We start from the raw sequence: 16,424 nt of genomic DNA, 5'->3' as shown, positions 1-16,424 counted from the left end.
GGGAAATTCATATGAGCGCGACGCCTAAGCAACTGGACCGCAGCGAAGGGGCCAGACGCGAAATCATCGCCGGCGGCATCGTCGTCGCGGCGATCCTTCTGTTCGTCGGGACGGGCAGCAATGTGATGAAGGCGATCGTCCAGACGCTTAGCGGTCTCGGCGGGGGGCCCGATCAGGCACTCGCCGCGGCGCTGGTGCTCAATGTGGCGTTGATCCTGTTTGGCTGGCGCCGTTACGAGGATCTCAATCGCGAAATACGAGAGAGGACGGAGGCGGAACAGCGGGCGCGCTACCTCGCCGATACCGATCCGCTGACGGGCTTTCTTAACCGCCGCGCGCTGCTCGCGACGGGACAGCGGCAGATCGCGAGCGCAGTCGCCGACAAACGGCAGGTCGCGCTGTTCCTGCTCGACCTCGATCATTTCAAGACCGTCAACGATATCCACGGCCATGCCGCCGGCGACCGCGTGCTGCAGGTCGCCGCCGAACGCATCTCGGCCATCCTGCCGCCGAACGCCACCAAGGCGCGGCTCGGCGGCGACGAATTTGTCGCGATGCTTGCCTTCGATCCCGCCGCGCGGGCCGACATCGACGCGCTGGCGGCCGAACTGGTTACGGCGCTCGACAATTCGGTGAACCACGACGGCCAGCAGATTCGCATCGGCGCCTCGCTCGGCATATCGCTCGCGAGCGATGCCAGCGTCACGATGGAAACGATGGTCCGCCAGGCCGACATCGCGATGTATCATTGCAAGGACGAGGGACGGAACCGTCATATCTGGTTCGAACCGGGCATGGAAATGGCCGTGCAGGTCCGCAACCAGATCGAGACCGGCATCCGCGAAGGCATGCCGCGCGGCGAATTCGTCCCGCATTTCGAACCGCAGGTCGACATCGCGAGCGGGCGCCTGCTCGGCTTCGAAATGCTGATGCGCTGGGACTCGCCCGAATATGGGATGATCCCGCCCGAACGTTTCATCCCCGTTGCCGAAGAAAGCGGGATAATCGGCGAATTGTCGTTGCAGGTGATCCGCGATGCGATGGAAATCGCGAAACGCTGGGATCCGTCGATCATGCTCGCGGTGAATATCTCGCCGCAACAGCTCAAGGATCCGTGGTTCAGCCAGAAACTGACCAAGCTGCTCGTCGAAACGGGCTTCCCCGCCGCGCAGCTGGAGGTCGAGATCACCGAAAGCTCGCTGTTCGAAAACCTGCCGCTCGTCCGCTCGATCGTTACCAGCCTCAAGAATCAGGGCGTGTCCCTGAGCCTCGACGACTTCGGCACCGGCTACAGCTCGCTGTCGCATCTACGCGCGCTGCCGTTCGACCGGATCAAGATCGACCGCAGCTTCATCGCGGCGATGCGCGGTAGCCCCGACGCGCAAGCCATCGTCGTCGCGATCGTGCGGCTCGGCGAAAGCCTTGCCATGCCGATCACCGCCGAGGGCGTCGAGGACGAGGCGACCGCGATCGAACTGACGCGGCTCGGCTGTTCCAAGGGTCAGGGCTGGTATTTCGGCCGCGCCGCATCGGCCGCCGACACCGATCGCCTGCTCGCCGAGCGCGGACTGCTCCGCGCGCCGGCGGTGCCGCCCGCCGGCCCGGACGCGAGCGAGGAAGCGCCGCTGCGCAAGACAGCGTGATTCCGCCGCCTCGCTAGACTTCGCGCCCGCGCACCCTTACATGCGCGGACTATGGCGGACCGCTTCACCAAGATGCACGGCCTCGGCAACGACTTTGTCGTGATCGACGCGCGCGAGCAGAGCGTCGAGATGACGCCCGCGCGTGCACACGCGATCGCCGACCGCCGCCACGGTATCGGGTGCGACCAGCTGATCCTGCTCGAACCGTCGAACAGTGCCGACGTAAAGATGCGCATCTTCAACGCCGACGGCGGCGAAGTCGAAGCGTGCGGCAATGCGACGCGCTGCGTCGCGACGCTGATCGGCAAGCCCGCGGTGATCGAGACGCTGGGCGGGATGCTGCGCGTCACGCCTGCTGATGGCGGCGCCGAAGTCACGTTGGGCGAACCCGTGTTCGACTGGGAACATATCCCGCTCGCGATGCCGATGGACACACGCGACATGCCCGTTGCGTGGGACGAGCTCGAACATGGCGCCGCGGTCAATGTCGGCAATCCGCACATCGTCTTTTTCGTGCCCGAAGCCGATGCGGTTGCGCTGGGCGAACTCGGCCCGCGGATCGAGACCGACCCGCTGTTTCCCGAGCGCGTCAACGTCAATGTCGCGAGCCTCGACGGCGAGAACCAGCTGCAACTGCGCGTCTGGGAACGCGGCGTGGGGCTGACGCAGGCGTGCGGCACCGGCGCGTGCGCAACCGCAGTCGCCGCTATCCGCGCCGGGCTCGTCCAGTCGCCCGTGACGGTTTCGCTGCCCGGCGGCGACCTCGTCATCCGCTGGGCGCCCGGCGACCCGATCGTGATGAGCGGCGCCGCAACGCGCGTGTATGAGGGCGAAACCGACTGGGCGCAGTTCGGATGAGTACCTCCCTCGTCGACCGATCGGAGGTCGTCAATTTCGGCTGCCGGCTCAACATCGCCGAGGGCGAGACCATTCGCTCGGCCGTCGAAGCGGCGGGTGCGTCGGGCACGATCGTCTTCAACAGCTGCGCGGTGACCGACGAAGCGGTGCGGCAGGCGCGGCAGGCGGTGCGGCGAGCTTTGCGCGAGCGGCCGGGCGCGGAGGTCGTGGTGACGGGATGCGCGGCGGAGCTGGAGCGCGAGACCTTTGCCGCGATGGGCGCGCGGGTGGTTTCCAATGACGCGAAGCGGCGAGCCGAGAGCTATGGCGGCGCGGCGACTGAGCCGGAAGCCGTGGCTTACGCCCCAGCCCTTTCGGGCGCGGACCATGCGCGTGCCTTTCTCGGCGTTCAGACGGGCTGCTCACACAGCTGTACCTTTTGCGCGACAGTGCTCGCGCGCGGGACGGCGCGCTCGGCGAGCGTGGAGGACGTCCTTGCGTCTGCCCGCACCGCGGTCGACCGCGGGCAGCGCGAGATCATCCTGACCGGGGTCGATCTCGCCAGCTATGGCGACGACATCGGCACCAGCCTCGCCGCGCTGGTCGAGGCATTGTTGGCGCTGCCGATCGAACGGGTTCGCCTTTCCTCGCTCGACCCCGACCGGATCGACGATGCGCTGTTCGCGCTGTTGACGCAGGAACGGCGCGTGATGCCGCATGTCCACCTGTCCTTGCAGGCCGGCGACGACATGGTGCTCACGCGGATGAAGCGGCGCCATCGCCGCGCCGACGCGGTGCGCCTGGTCGAACGGCTGAGGACCGCGCGCGCCGACATCGCCATCGGCGCCGACCTGATCGCGGGCTTTCCGACGGAAGATGATGCGATGTTTGTGAACTCGCTGGCGCTGATCGACGATTGCGACATCGTCTTTGGCCATATCTTTCCTTACAGCCCGCGCGCCGGGACCCCCGCCGCGCGGATGCCGCAGATCGACCGCGGGATCGCGCGCGAACGCGCCGCGACGCTGCGCAAGGCCAATGCCCGGCGGCGGCAGAACTGGCTCGATGCCCAGATCGGGCGCAGCGCGTCGATGCTCGTCGAGCGCGATGGCCTGACCGGCCACGCCGAAAATTTCGCTGCCGTGGTGCTGACCGCTCCCGCGGCACCTGGCTCCATCGTCGACGTGCGCCTATGCGCGCGCGACGGCGACCGCATGGTCGCAACCCCTATGCAAGAAAAGGACATCGCCGCATGACCGGCAAAAGCTGGAGCGAAAGGCTACTCGGCGGATTTCGCCGCACGTCGGAACGGCTCGGCGAGAATCTGGCCGGGCTGACCGGCAAAGCGCGGCTCGACGAAGACGATCTCGACCGGATCGAGGAGGCGCTGATCACCGCCGACCTTGGCCCCGCAATGGCCGCGCGAATCCGCGACCGGCTGGCGGCACGGCGCGATGCGGTGGCGGGCGGCGTCGAGGAGCTGCGGAAGATCGTCGCCGACGAGATTGCGGCGGTGCTGCGTCCGGTCGCCGAACCGCTCGACATCGACGCCTTCCCCCGTCCGCAGGTCATCCTCGTTATCGGGGTCAACGGGTCGGGCAAGACCACAACGATCGCCAAGCTCGCGCATCTGTTCCAAGAACAGGATTATGGCGTGATGCTCGTCGCGGGCGATACCTTCCGCGCCGCGGCGATCGGTCAGCTCAAGGTCTGGGCTGAACGGCTGGGCGTACCGATCATGGCGGGACCCGAGGGCGGCGACAGCGCGGGCATCGTATTCGATGCGGTGAAACAGGCGACCGCGACCGGCATCGACGTGCTGATCGTCGATACCGCCGGGCGGCTTCAGAACAAGCGCGAGCTGATGGACGAGCTCGCCAAGATCAAGCGCGTGCTCGGCCGGCTCAATCCCGCGGCGCCGCACGACGTCGTGCTCGTACTCGACGCGACGACGGGGCAGAATGCACTGTCGCAAATCGACGTGTTCCGCGAAGTTGCAGGCGTCACCGGCCTCGTCATGACCAAGCTCGACGGCACCGCGCGCGGCGGCGTGCTCGTGTCCGCCGCCGAGCGCCACGGGCTTCCGATACATGCCATCGGCATCGGCGAAACAATCGACGACCTTCGTCCGTTCGATGCCGACGAGATCGCGGCTATCATTGCAGGAAATATCAGATGAGCGACGTGCTTCCCTCGGGCCCCGAAGCGGTTCCCGCGCCGCCGCCGGCGAAGCATGGCTGGCTCAACTTCGCGATCGACTTCGGGCCGCTGCTGATCTTCTTTCTCGCCTATAAATTTTCGTCGGGCGGCGAGGGCGCCTTCGCTGCGACCACCGCGGCGATCAAGGGCACGGTCGCCTTCATGGTCGCGATCATCATCGCAATGGCGGTGTCGAAATGGAAGCTCGGCAAGATTTCGCCGATGCTGTGGATGTCGAGCATCCTCGTCCTCGGCTTCGGCGCGCTGACGATCTGGTTCCACGACGAGCGTTTCATCGTAATGAAACCGACGATCATCTATGCCGCTTTCGCCGCGCTGCTTCTCGGTGGTTACTGGTTCAAGCGGCCGATGCTCAAATATCTACTCCAGTCGGCGCTCGAAGGGCTGACCGAGCGCGGCTGGCTTTTGCTCTCGCGCAACTGGGGAATTTTCTTCGCCGCGCTCGGCATCGCCAACCATGTGATGTACGAGCTGATCCAGTCGAAGCAGATGAGCTTCGACCTGTGGCTCACGATCAAGGTCTGGGGCGTCACCGCCCTCTCCTTCCTTTTCACGCTGAGCCAGGTGCCGGTGATGCTGAAGAACGGCCTCGCCGTGCCCGAGGAAGCCGTCACCGACAAAAATTGATGCATTTCCTTCTTGGACTGGCATAGCTGCGTCACGGCACCGGGTCGCACACGGCGCCACAATAAACAGGGGGAACTGCCATGGACAAATTTTTCGGAAATCTGCACGCGGTACTCGGCACAGGGCTGGTGCTGGCGATCGTCCTGATGCTGTGCCTGAACGGCCAGAATTTCGAGGACGGCATCGCCGCAGGCAATGCGATCATGCGCTGGCTGCATACCTTCTTCGGCGTGCTGTGGATCGGGCTGCTTTACTATTTCAACTTCGTTCAGATGCCTACGATGCCGAAAATTCCGGCCGAACTGAAACCCGGCGTGTCTAAACATATCGCGCCCGCCGCGCTTTTTTGGTTCCGCTGGGCGGCGCTGCTCACCGTGCTTCTTGGTCTCGCCATCGCCGGCCACGCCAAATATCTGGCGCCCGCACTCGGCCTTCAGGACCCGTACAAGCTGATCGGCGTCGGCATGTGGCTCGGCCTGATCATGGCATTCAACGTCTGGTTCCTGATCTGGCCCAACCAGAAGAAGGCGCTGGGCATCGTCGAGGCCGACGACGCGACGAAGGCGAAAGCCGCCCGGACCGCGATGATCTTTTCGCGGACCAACACCCTGCTGTCGATCCCGATGCTCTATGCGATGGTGAACTTCAGCTAAGGCGGTCAGCACGACAACAAAAGGGGCGCTTGGGGAAACCGGGGCGCCCTTTTTCGTTCCCGTTCGTGCCGAGCGAAGTCGAAAGCCTCCTCGCCATAGCGCCAAGCCGAGGGCATCTCGACTTCGCTCGATGCGAATGGGCTTAGGTTTAGCCTTGCTCGATCGCCGCCTTGTGCATGCGGCCGTTCAGCACATAATGCGCGACGCCCATCTGCATCCCTGCGGCCTGGGCATCGTCGATCTCGCGAACTCGCCGCGCGGGCGCGCCCGCCCAGAGTTCGCGGTCCGGAATTTCCTTATTCTCGGTCAGCAGCGCGCCCGCCGCGAGCATCGCATCGCTGCCGATCCGGCAGCCGTTCATCACCGTTGCCTTGAGGCCCACGAAGGCCCGGTCGGCCAACGTGCAGCCGTGGACCATGGCCATATGGCCGATCAGCACATCTTCTCCGATGATTGTCGGAAAGCCCTCGGGCCGATGCGGCATCGGGCCGTCGCAATGGACGATGCTGCCGTCCTGGATGTTCGACCGCGCACCGACGACGATATGGCTGACATCGGCGCGCAGCACACAATTATACCAGATGCTGACGTCGGGGCCCACGCGCACATCGCCGATGATCCGGCAGCCGGGCGCGATGAAGGCGCTGGAGTCGATCTGCGGCGTCTTGCCATTGACGCTGATGATGCTGACGTCGGTGTAGGTCATTCGTCACGTTTCCCGATAATGTGATCCCATAGCAAGACCGGCAGCGTCGAGGCGTAATCGTCGGTCCAGCGTTCGAAATCTGACCGCGATTCGAGCGGCACCCACGCGCCGTCATCCGATGCCTCGGTGCGCGGACGGATGCCGCCGGTCAATTGTCGCATCCGTTGCGGCGTCGCGGTCAGCGCGACCCAGTTCGATCCCGCCAAGTCGCCGAATTCATCGTCGGCCGGGCCGGGGTCCATGCGGATTGCCGCCGTCCAGCCACGCGCGCGCGCTTCTTCGGCCAACACCGGTTCCAGTCCGAAAAAACGGTTCGAGATATGAATGAGAAGGATGCCGTCGGGTTTCATCGCGCGCCGATAGATGCCGATCGCTTCCTTGGTGAGCAGGTGAAGCGGGATCGCGTCGGACGAAAAGGCGTCGATGACGATGATGTCGAACCGCCCCGCCGGTTGCTTCGCGATCTGAAGCCGCGCGTCGCCAAGGACGATCGGGGTGTTGCCGGCGCAGTCGGACAGAAAGGTGAACTTCGCCGGGTCGCGCGCGATTTCGACCATCGCCGGATCGATCTCGAAAATCGTCCATTTCTGCCCGGGTTTGCGATAGCAGGCGAGCGTCCCCGCCCCCAGCCCGACGATCCCGATCGATGCGTTCGGCCCGGCCAGCGCTTCGGCCTTGTCGAGGGTCAGGCCCACGCCCGATTCATGGCCGTAATAGGTGGTGGGATCGCGGCGATGCGCGGCATCGGTGCGCTGAAGGCCGTGCAGCGTCGTCCCGTGCGCTAGCCGCCGCTGGTTCGATGCCGGATAGTCGGTGACCGTATAGACCCCGAAATAGCTGCGCACGCGCGATCCTGTGAAGCTTTCCTGGATCGTGTCCCAGCCGCCGACACCGATCATCAGCAGCGCCAGCACCGGCACGAACGCCCAGCGCCAGCCGATGACGAGGATACCGATCGCGAAGATCGTCAGCCCCCACGCCGCGGTCGCGCCGTCGATCCGTCCCGTCCAATTGCCCATCATGCTCCGCGCCGCAAACATCGCGACGGCGATCAGGAGCAGGAGGACGAGCCGGACCGTTCGCGGTTCGAGCTTCAACCATCTGTTCCACGGGAACAGCGCGGGCAGCGGTAGCAACGCCGCTGCCGCAAGGATCAGGATCGGATGTTCGTACACCCAGTCGAACAGCAGCGGCGCGACCAGCGCGGCAAACAGCCCGCCGAGCACGCCGCCCGCCGACATGATGAGATAGAAGAGCGTCAGATGCTGCGCCGCGGGGCGAAGATGATAGAGATATCCGTGCAGCGCGGTCGCGATCACGAACAGCATCGCGAGGCTGGCGAGCGCGATTATCATCGATCCGCCGCCCGAGCTAAGCAGCCCCAGCCCGCCGACCGCGAGCAGGACCACCGGCGCGATCAGCGTGATGATCTGCGTCGGCCGCTCCATCGTCGAAAAGGCGATCACGAAACTCAGGAGATAAAGGCCGAGTGGCAGCACCCAGAGCAGCGGCATCGCGACGATGTCGGTCGTGAGGTGCGTCGTCGTCGACAGCATCAGCCCCGACGGGACCGCGGCGATCAGCAGCCAGTGAACCTGCCGCCGCCAGGTCGGGCGCGGCTCGTCGCCGGCGTCGGCGCCATGGGCCGCAGCTTCGGCGGGACCGTGCCAGCGCGCCGCCGCGCTAGCCGCGACGAGCAGCACGAGCAGCGCATAGCCCGCCGTCCAGCCCCAGCTTTGCGCGGCTAGCGGCAAGGTCGGTTCGACGAAGGCGGGGTAGCTGATCAACCCCGCAAAGCTGCCGAGATTCGACGCGGCATAAAGATAATAGGGGTCGCCAGCGCGGCTGTCGGCGGCGAACCAGCGCTGCATCAGCGGCGCCTGCGCCGACACGACGAAGAAGACGGGACCAATCGATGCGAGCAAGAGCAAAGGCACCCACAGCGCCTCCTGCCCCGCCGCGGGCGGCGCGATCTGCGCGATCCCGATCGGAAGCCACAGCGCCGCGACAAGGAACAGCGCCAGATGGATGATCGCCTGCTTGCGCACCGCGAAGCGGCCAAGCCAGTGCGCGTAGGCATAGCCGCCGAGCAGTAGCGCCTGATAGACGAGCATCGCGCTGTTCCACACCGCCGGCGCGCCGCCCAGCCGCGGCAACACCATCCGTGCCACCATCGGCTGCACCTGAAAGAGCAGGAAGCTGCCGACCAATATGGTCAGCACGAAAAGCCAGCGGCGCGGTGTGCCTGTCATCAAATCCCCACTTTTCCGGTTGCCGATTGGCCGGTCCCGGCGGTCCCCGTCATTGTCCAAGAAGCCGCGCCGCGTGCAGCGCATGATAGCTGAGCACGCCAGAGGCACCGGCGCGGCGGAAGGCGAGCAGGGTTTCGAGGACGAGCGCGTCGCGGTCGCCCGCGCCGGCCGCCGCAGCGGCCTCGATCATCGCATATTCGCCCGACACCTGATACGCATAGACCGGCACGGCGAAATTCGCCTTCACCGCCGTGACGATGTCGAGATAGGGGAGCCCCGGCTTGACCATCACGCTATCAGCGCCCTCGGCCAGGTCCTGCGCCACCTCGCGCAGTGCTTCCTCGCTGTTCGCGGGGTCCATCTGGTACGTTTTCTTGTCGCCTTTCAGCAGCCCGCGCGAGCCAACCGCATCGCGAAACGGACCATAGAAAGCCGACGCATATTTGGCGGCATAGCTCATGATCTGGACATGCCCGAAGCCTTCGGCCTCCAGCGCCTGCCGGATGGCGCCGATGCGGCCGTCCATCATGTCGCTGGGCGCGATAATGTCGGCGCCGGCGCGCGCCTGATTGAGCGCCTGCCCGACAAGCACCGCGACCGTCTGGTCGTTGAGCACGTAGCCTTCGGCGTCGATCAGCCCGTCCTGCCCATGGCTGGTATAGGGGTCGAGCGCGACGTCGGTCAGCACCCCGATCTCGTCGCCGAGCGCATCCTTGATGGCAGCGACCGCGCGGCACATGAGGTTATCTGGATTGAGCGCTTCGCCGCCGTCCTCGCTGCGCCGACCCGCCTGCGTATAGGGAAAGAGCGCGAGGCAAGGGATGCCTGCGGCAACGGCGTCTTTCGCGCGCTCGACGATCCGGTCGACCGACCAGCGCGATACGCCGGGCAGGCTCGCCACCGGTTCCTCGCCGCCCGACCCGTCGCACACGAACAGCGGCCAGATGAGGTTCGCGGGCGAAAGATGGGTTTCGCGCACCATCGCGCGGCTCCAGCCGGTGCGGCGGGTACGGCGCAGGCGCAGATCGGGAAAGGCGGCTTGGGTCATGCGGCGTGCATAGCCGCGCTTCGCCGCCGGGCAAATGGATATTGCCGCACCTTGAGCGCGATCAGATCCCACCCTCGGCGCGTTTCGATGCGACGTCGGCAAGGCTGCCGAGCTTTGGTCCTTCGACCTGCTTCGGCGCGATCGGGGTCAGCGCGGCGCCGGGCGCGATCGACGTCAGCGCGCGAATGCGGGCGCGGAAATCGGCGAGCGCCTTACCTTCGAGCAGCGCGCGCGTGACGAAGGTCACCGACGCCGGATTGACCGCGCGGCCGTTGCGATACAGTTCATAGTGGAGGTGCGGACCGGTCGAGAGGCCCGTCGAACCGATATAGCCGATCACCTGCCCGCGAGTGACGCGCTGGCCGGGACGCACCGCGATACGGCTCATATGCCCATAGCCGGTGCCGAGACCGCCGCCATGGTTAAGCTTCACATAATTGCCAAAGCCGCCATGGCGACCGGCGATCGTCACCACGCCATCGGTCACCGCGTAAATCGGGGCGCCATAGCCGCCGCCGAAATCCATTCCGCTGTGCATGCGCCGATAGCCGAGGATCGGATGGCGACGCATCCCGAAGGTCGAGGTCACGCGGCCGTTCGTCGGACGCACCATACCGCCGCGCTGTTCGCCGACCCCTGACGCCTCGAACCATTGGGTCCGGCCGTCGACCGTCCATTCGAGCATCGAGAGCTTCGGCTTCCCGTTGCGGATCAGCCCCGCGTACAGCAGCTTGCCGGTTTCGCTTTCGCCCGTTTCGGCGCGGCGGTAGTCAAGGATGATGTCGAATTCGTCGCTCGCGCGGATGTCGCTTCCAACCGAGATCTGCTTGCCGACAACGCGCAGGTACGACTGGATCGCTTGCGCGGGCGCGCCTGCGGCGCGTGCCGAGCGGTACAGGCTGTCGCCGACCCGGCCGCGGATACGCAGCGGCGTCGTATCGACGGCAATCGGGATGCGCCGCATCACCAATTGCCCGCCCTGCCGTTCCATCTCGATCCGAAGGTCGAAGCGCGCGCGCATTGCCAGCGCCTCGACCGGGCGCGGCATCGTACGCGCGGCGCGGCGGCCGAGGATCAGGTCGATACGCGTCCCCGGTGCGATATCGGCGAGCGGAACCGCGCCCGAGACCTGATTCGCCAATGCCTGGGCTTCGCTGCTGCCGACGCCCGACCGTTCGAGCAGGCGCGCGAAACTGTCGCCGCGGCCCAGCGTCGCGGTCAATTCGATTTGCGGCCGTTCGGGGGTCTGGGTCAGCGGACGGACCGCGTCGGTCGCCGCCATATGGCGCCCGGTGTCGCCGCCGAACGCCAGCGGCACGATCATCTGCGCACGCGCTTCGTTGAAATCGGCGGCGTCGAGCGCCGGCGCCCCGCCGACCGCGAAGGGCTTGATCCCCGGGAAGGTGGCGATCGCTGTTCCGCACAGCAGGGTTAATGTTGCAAGGCCACGCCACCATTCGCCCGAACCGATATTGTCGCCGAGGTCGGGAACAAGGTCGAGCCCGGCCAGCCGGTCGCGCCAGCCGAGCCGCGGCTCGGCGTCCGAATCGACGCGCCGCAGCGAGATCGCTTGCGACATCGTGAGCGCAGCCGCATTGCCGGACATGCCCGCGATGGGTTCGTGACGCTGGAACAAATGCAACCCCCGCCCGGCAAGCCTCCCGTAAACCCGGCCGCCGAATGATGTTTTCACGCGTTTGTGTGTAAAGAAAGGTCGTTAAAGTCAATTTAATGGCGGGTTCGTCGAAAGGCGTTGCGGCGAATCGTGTCGGGGTTGGGATATTATGCAAGCGCCAGCGAAAAAACCGCCTCGCCCCTGCCGTTCGACGATCGGCTGTTGCGCCGCGGCTGCGCTCATGCCAGCTTGGCGGGCAAGATAATGACACCACCCTCTTCCCAACCGGTCAAGGCTGTCCTTGGCCCCACCAACACCGGCAAAACCCATTTGGCGGTCGAGCGCCTGACCGCCCGATCCAGCGGCATGATCGGCTTTCCGCTGCGCCTGCTTGCGCGCGAAGTCTATGACCGCGTCGTCGCGATCAAGGGCGCGGCGCAGGTCGCGCTCGTGACCGGCGAAGAGCGGATCATGCCACCCGACGCGCGCTACGTGCTCGGCACGATGGAAGCGCTGCCGGTGACGCGCGATGTCGCCTTCGTCGGGATCGACGAGGCGCAGCTCGGCGCCGATCCCGAACGCGGCCATGTCTTTACCGATCGCCTGCTGCGCGCGCGCGGACGTGAGGAGACGATGATCCTCGGTTCGGCGAGCATCCGTGGCCTGGTGAAGGGGCTGGTTCCCGACGCCGAAATCATCACCCGCCCGCGCTTTTCGACGCTGAGCTATGCCGGGTCGTCGAAGCTGTCGCGCCTGCCCAAACGATCGGCGATCGTCGCCTTCTCGGCCGAGGAGGTTTATGCGATCGCCGAAATGCTGCGCCGATTTTCGGGCGGCGCCGCGGTGGTGATGGGGGCGCTCAGCCCCAAAACGCGCAACGCGCAGGTCGCGATGTTCGAGGCGGGCGAGGTCGATTATCTCGTTGCCACCGACGCGATTGGCATGGGGCTCAATCTCGACGTCCAGCATGTCGCCTTCGCCAGCTTGCAGAAATTCGACGGACGGCGCCTCCGCCGCCTGACGGTTGCCGAAATGGCGCAGATCGCGGGCCGCGCCGGGCGTCACCAGCAGGACGGCAATTTCGGTACCGTCGGCCTGCCGCAGGGCGGTTTCACGCCCGAGGAAATCGCGGCGATCGAGGGCCATTATTTCCCGCCGCTGTCCAGCTTGTTCTGGCGCAACCCAACCCCGCGCTTCGGCTCGCTCGACCAGCTGCTCGCCGATCTTGCCCAGCCGCCGGACCAGCCGATGCTGCGCGCAGCGCCCGAGGCAGTCGATATCGCGGTGCTGCGGCATCTGGCGGGAGACATGGAAGTGCGCGCGCGCGGCGGCGATTTCGACGCCGTGCAGCGGCTGTGGGACGTTTGCGGTCTTCCCGATTTCGAACAACTGGGCGCGGAGCATCACAGCCGCACCGTGTTCAAGCTGTGGCAGTGGCGCACGAACGGCAACGGGATGATCGATCCCGACTGGTTTGCGCGCCGCCTGGCGCGGCTCGACGATGTTGAGGGCGACATCGACCAGCTTGCGAGCCGCATCGCCGCCGTCCGCACGCTTTGCTTCATCGCGCAACGCGGCGACTGGACCGCCGATGCGGCGGGATGGACCGAGCAGGCGCAGCTGCTCGAATCGCGGCTGTCCGACGCGCTCCACGCGGCGCTGGCGCAGCGCTTCGTCGACCGCCGCCTAGCGCTGCTGTTGCGCGATGCCGGGCAGCGCCATGCCGCGCTGCCCGTCGCGGTCGGCGCCGACGGCACCGTCGCCGTCGACGGCGAGCCGATCGGCACGCTCAAGGGCTTTCAGTTCAAGGTCGATCCGTTCGCCAAGGCGAGCGACCACCGGCTGCTGCTCGCCGCCGCCGAAAAGCATCTCCGCGCCGAACTTGCGCGCCGTGCGACCGCGCTGGCCGAAGGCGACGACGGCGCGCTGTCGCTCGTCGCCGAAGCGGGAACCGCGCCGCGGCTCGCCTGGCACGGCCACGTCGTCGCCACTCTCACGCGCGGGCCGACGCTGGTGCAGCCCGCGATCCAGATCGACGCGTCGCTCCGCCGCCTCGAACCCGCGCAGGTTCAGGCGATTTCCGAACGGTTGCAACGCTTTGTCGCGGCGCAGCTGGCGCGCCACGCCGGGCCGCTTGCCGCGATGGGCGAAGCGGCGGGCGACCTTTTCACGCCGCCGCGCGTACGCGCGCTGCTCGCGGCGCTGACAGATACCAGCGGCACGATCGCCCGCGCGGCAGTCGAGGACCAGCTTGGGGCGCTGACGCCCGAGGAACGGCCGCAGCTGCGCAAGCTTGGCTTCACCATCGGGTCGCTCGACATTTTCCACCCGCTGCTGCTGAAGCCCGAGGCGGTGCGCTGGCGCGCCGCGCTGATCGCGGCGCAGCAAGGCACGCCGGTCCCCGCGCTGCCCCCGCACGGCGCGGTGCTGCAAAAGAACGGCAGCCAAGCGGGCCTCGCCATCGCCGGCTTTCGCCGCTGCGCCAATGGCTGGCTGCGCATCGATATGGCGGAAAAACTCGCGCGGCAGGCGCATGCGGCGCGCATGCAGGCCGCGGCGCCGCCAACGTCGCCGGTGGCGGGCGGCGACGACCATCATCATGACGACCATAGCGAGGAAGCGCACGGCGCGCCGCCGCCCGGTTTCGTGATCGATCCGGCGCTCGCGACCTCGCTCGGGCTCGACGAAGAAACCCGCCGGGCGCTGCTCGGCAGCTTCGGATTCCGCGCCGTTGGCGAGCCCGCGCTGCAACGCTGGCGCTGGTCGGGGCTGCGCAAGGCGGCCGAAAAGCGTCAACGCCGGAAGGGACAGCCCCGGCGCCCCGAACAGGCAAGATCGACGCCGGCGAACGGCGATGCGAAGCGCGCGCCCGAGCGCGCGGCGAAGGGCGCGCACCAGGGCAAACGCAGCAAGCCGCCCCGGACCGCCACTCCGCCCCCGCCGCGCGGCGAGCGCCCCGCACGGCGCGGCCCTTCACCCCACAGCCCCTTTGCCGGGCTGGCGGCGCTGCTCGCCGAAAGCCGCGAGGACTGATGCCGACCCCGGGCGCTGCGGGAAGCATCCGGCTGGACAAGCTGCTGTGGTTCCTGCGCTTTGCCCGGTCGCGCAGCATCGCGCAGGCAATGGTCGAGGCGGGGCATATCAGGCTCGACGGGCGGCGCGTCACGCGCTCGTCCGCGGCGGTGCACGCCGGATCGACGCTCGTGCTTCCGGTCGGCGAGCGGATCGAGGTGATCCGCCTGCTCTCGCTGCCGCTGCGCCGCGGCCCCGCACCCGAGGCACAGGCGTGCTACCTTCGCCTCGAGGCCGAAGCGCCCGCCGCCCCCAGCTGAACTATCGGGGCAAGAGGAAAAGCTGTCGCCCGAAACCGTCGGCTTTTGCATATCGATTGAGAGTGATTCGCAACTGTCGCTTTGCGTTGACGTGCCGCGTCCGCGCGGAATAGAGGCGGGTCCAATGGATGTCGGACGGCAAGGGTGCCGCCGACAAAGGGAGCTGAACCCATGACCTATGTCGTCACCGATGCCTGCGTCCGGTGCAAATATATGGACTGCGTCGAGGTGTGCCCCGTCGATTGTTTCTACGAGGGCGAGAATATGCTCGTCATCAACCCGAACGAATGCATCGACTGTGGCGTGTGCGAACCCGAATGTCCCGCCGAGGCGATTCTGCCCGACACCGAGAGCGGCCTCGAAAAATGGCTCGAGGTGAACAGTAAGTTCAGCGCCGAATGGCCGAACATCACGGTCAAGAAGGAAACCCCCGCCGACGCCGACGAGTTCAAGGGCGTCGAGGATAAGTTCGACAAATATTTCTCGCCCGAACCGGGCGAAGGCGACTGATCGCTTCGATACGAGACAGCGGGGCGGGACTTTCCCGCCCCTTCTTTTTGCCCTCTTGAAACAGGTCCGTTTGGCGACGATGTAGGATGGCGAAGGGGCCAGCCCGCCGGTTCTCGGCAGGGCGCTTCTATAATGAAGGACGAATTTCCAATGATCGACCCGCTCGCCGCCCTTGTTCCCGTCGTCGTCGAACAGACGAGCCGCGGCGAACGCAGCTTCGACATTTTCTCCCGCCTGCTGCGCGAACGGATCGTCTTCGTGACCGGCGAGGTCGAGGACAATATGGCCTCGCTGATCGTCGCCCAGCTGCTGTTCCTCGAATCGGAAAATCCGAAGAAGGACATCTATATGTACATCAACTCGCCGGGCGGTGTCGTCACGGCGGGCATGGCGATCCACGACACCATGCAGTACATCCGCCCGCGTGTCGGCACCGTGTGCATCGGCCAAGCCGCGTCGATGGGCAGCTTCCTGCTCGCCGCCGGCGAGCCCGGCATGCGCGTCGCGCTGACCAACGCGCGCGTGATGGTCCACCAGCCGTCGGGCGGCGCGCGCGGCATGGCGTCGGACATCGAAATCCAGGCGAAGGAAATCCTGCGTATCCGCAAGCGGATGAACGACCTATACGTCAAATATACCGGCAAATCGCTGAAAGAGATCGAGAAGGCGATGGACCGCGACACCTTCCTCGAAGCCGACGAGGCAAAGGAATTCGGTATCGTCGACCATGTCTACGACCGCCGCCCCGGCTTGCCCGGCGACGAAGCGCCCAAGGATGTAAGCGAAGGCCCGACGCCCTGATGCGCCAGCGGGGCCGCGCCGCTCACCGGCGAAATCCCCCGGTAACCGCGTTTGTTGACATCCGCTTGGCCGGTTGGCGCTAGGCGGAAACATTGCGCCCATGTCACCCAATTGCCATATTGTAATTGGGTGACCGGGGGCTAGGATAAGGACGGCAGAGCCCCTTTTGCGCTCTCCATA

The 16,424-nt window shown here is 66.4% G+C and carries 14 protein-coding genes; 10 read left to right on the top strand and 4 right to left on the bottom strand.

What is annotated here, in order from left to right; all coding sequences use genetic code 11:
- Positions 1–11: 11 nt before the first annotated feature.
- The 6 genes from ATE71_RS14530 (at position 12) to ATE71_RS14505 (ending at position 5,980) form a co-directional block, all read left to right on the top strand.
- Entirely contained in the window at positions 12–1,643 is a 1,632-nt protein-coding gene (locus ATE71_RS14530) for a putative bifunctional diguanylate cyclase/phosphodiesterase (protein ID WP_058804086.1), read from the top strand.
- Between the two features lie 51 nt (positions 1,644–1,694).
- On the top strand, positions 1,695–2,501 hold the full coding sequence (dapF, locus tag ATE71_RS14525) for a diaminopimelate epimerase (protein WP_058804085.1): 807 nt from the start codon (positions 1,695–1,697) through the stop codon (positions 2,499–2,501).
- A complete protein-coding gene (locus ATE71_RS14520) occupies positions 2,498–3,736 on the top strand; it encodes a MiaB/RimO family radical SAM methylthiotransferase (protein WP_058804084.1) in 1,239 nt (412 codons plus the stop codon). The genes dapF and ATE71_RS14520 overlap by 4 nt, the downstream gene beginning before the upstream one ends.
- The gene (ftsY, locus tag ATE71_RS14515; RefSeq protein ID WP_058804083.1) at positions 3,733–4,659 is read left to right on the top strand and encodes a signal recognition particle-docking protein FtsY; all 927 of its coding nucleotides are present in this window, start codon (positions 3,733–3,735) and stop codon (positions 4,657–4,659) included. Before ATE71_RS14520 ends, ftsY begins: the two co-directional genes overlap by 4 nt.
- The gene (locus ATE71_RS14510; protein ID WP_058804082.1) at positions 4,656–5,327 is read left to right on the top strand and encodes an inner membrane-spanning protein YciB; all 672 of its coding nucleotides are present in this window, start codon (positions 4,656–4,658) and stop codon (positions 5,325–5,327) included. Before ftsY ends, ATE71_RS14510 begins: the two co-directional genes overlap by 4 nt.
- Before the next feature lie 80 nt (positions 5,328–5,407).
- A complete protein-coding gene (locus tag ATE71_RS14505) occupies positions 5,408–5,980 on the top strand; it encodes a urate hydroxylase PuuD (RefSeq protein WP_058804081.1) in 573 nt (190 codons plus the stop codon).
- 148 nt (positions 5,981–6,128) lie between these two features.
- Here the strand turns inward: ATE71_RS14505 and ATE71_RS14500 are convergent, their stop codons facing one another.
- From ATE71_RS14500 to ATE71_RS14485, 4 genes are all read right to left on the bottom strand, one after another.
- Positions 6,129–6,686, bottom strand: coding sequence for a gamma carbonic anhydrase family protein (locus ATE71_RS14500; RefSeq protein ID WP_058804080.1), 558 nt, complete (start codon positions 6,684–6,686; stop codon positions 6,129–6,131).
- Entirely contained in the window at positions 6,683–8,938 is a 2,256-nt protein-coding gene (locus ATE71_RS14495) for a spermidine synthase (RefSeq protein ID WP_058804114.1), read from the bottom strand. The genes ATE71_RS14500 and ATE71_RS14495 overlap by 4 nt, the downstream gene beginning before the upstream one ends.
- Before the next feature lie 49 nt (positions 8,939–8,987).
- Entirely contained in the window at positions 8,988–9,986 is a 999-nt protein-coding gene (gene hemB, locus ATE71_RS14490; RefSeq protein ID WP_058804079.1) for a porphobilinogen synthase, read from the bottom strand.
- Positions 9,987–10,047: 61 nt separating this feature from the next.
- Positions 10,048–11,592 (bottom strand): M23 family metallopeptidase, encoded by a 1,545-nt coding sequence (locus ATE71_RS14485; protein WP_058804078.1) that lies wholly within the window; start codon positions 11,590–11,592, stop codon positions 10,048–10,050.
- A gap of 273 nt (positions 11,593–11,865) precedes the next feature.
- Here ATE71_RS14485 and ATE71_RS14480 point away from each other — a divergent pair, with 273 nt between their 5' ends.
- The 4 genes from ATE71_RS14480 (at position 11,866) to clpP (ending at position 16,244) form a co-directional block, all read left to right on the top strand.
- Positions 11,866–14,634 carry a helicase-related protein gene (locus tag ATE71_RS14480; protein ID WP_058804113.1) on the top strand — a complete coding sequence of 923 codons (2,769 nt, stop codon included), beginning with the start codon at positions 11,866–11,868 and terminating at the stop codon, positions 14,632–14,634.
- Positions 14,634–14,933, top strand: coding sequence for an RNA-binding S4 domain-containing protein (locus ATE71_RS14475; protein ID WP_058804077.1), 300 nt, complete (start codon positions 14,634–14,636; stop codon positions 14,931–14,933). Before ATE71_RS14480 ends, ATE71_RS14475 begins: the two co-directional genes overlap by 1 nt.
- Positions 14,934–15,104: 171 nt before the next feature.
- On the top strand, positions 15,105–15,443 hold the full coding sequence (gene fdxA / locus ATE71_RS14470) for a ferredoxin FdxA (protein WP_058804076.1): 339 nt from the start codon (positions 15,105–15,107) through the stop codon (positions 15,441–15,443).
- A gap of 150 nt (positions 15,444–15,593) precedes the next feature.
- Positions 15,594–16,244: an ATP-dependent Clp endopeptidase proteolytic subunit ClpP gene (gene clpP, locus ATE71_RS14465; RefSeq protein ID WP_058804112.1), complete on the top strand. Its 651-nt coding sequence runs from the start codon at positions 15,594–15,596 to the stop codon at positions 16,242–16,244.
- The last annotated feature ends 180 nt before the right edge of the window (positions 16,245–16,424 follow it).

The sequence above is a fragment of the Sphingopyxis sp. H115 genome, from assembly GCF_001468465.1.
Taxonomy (GTDB): Bacteria; Pseudomonadota; Alphaproteobacteria; order Sphingomonadales; family Sphingomonadaceae; genus Sphingopyxis.
This window is presented reverse-complemented; position numbering and strand designations above follow the sequence as displayed.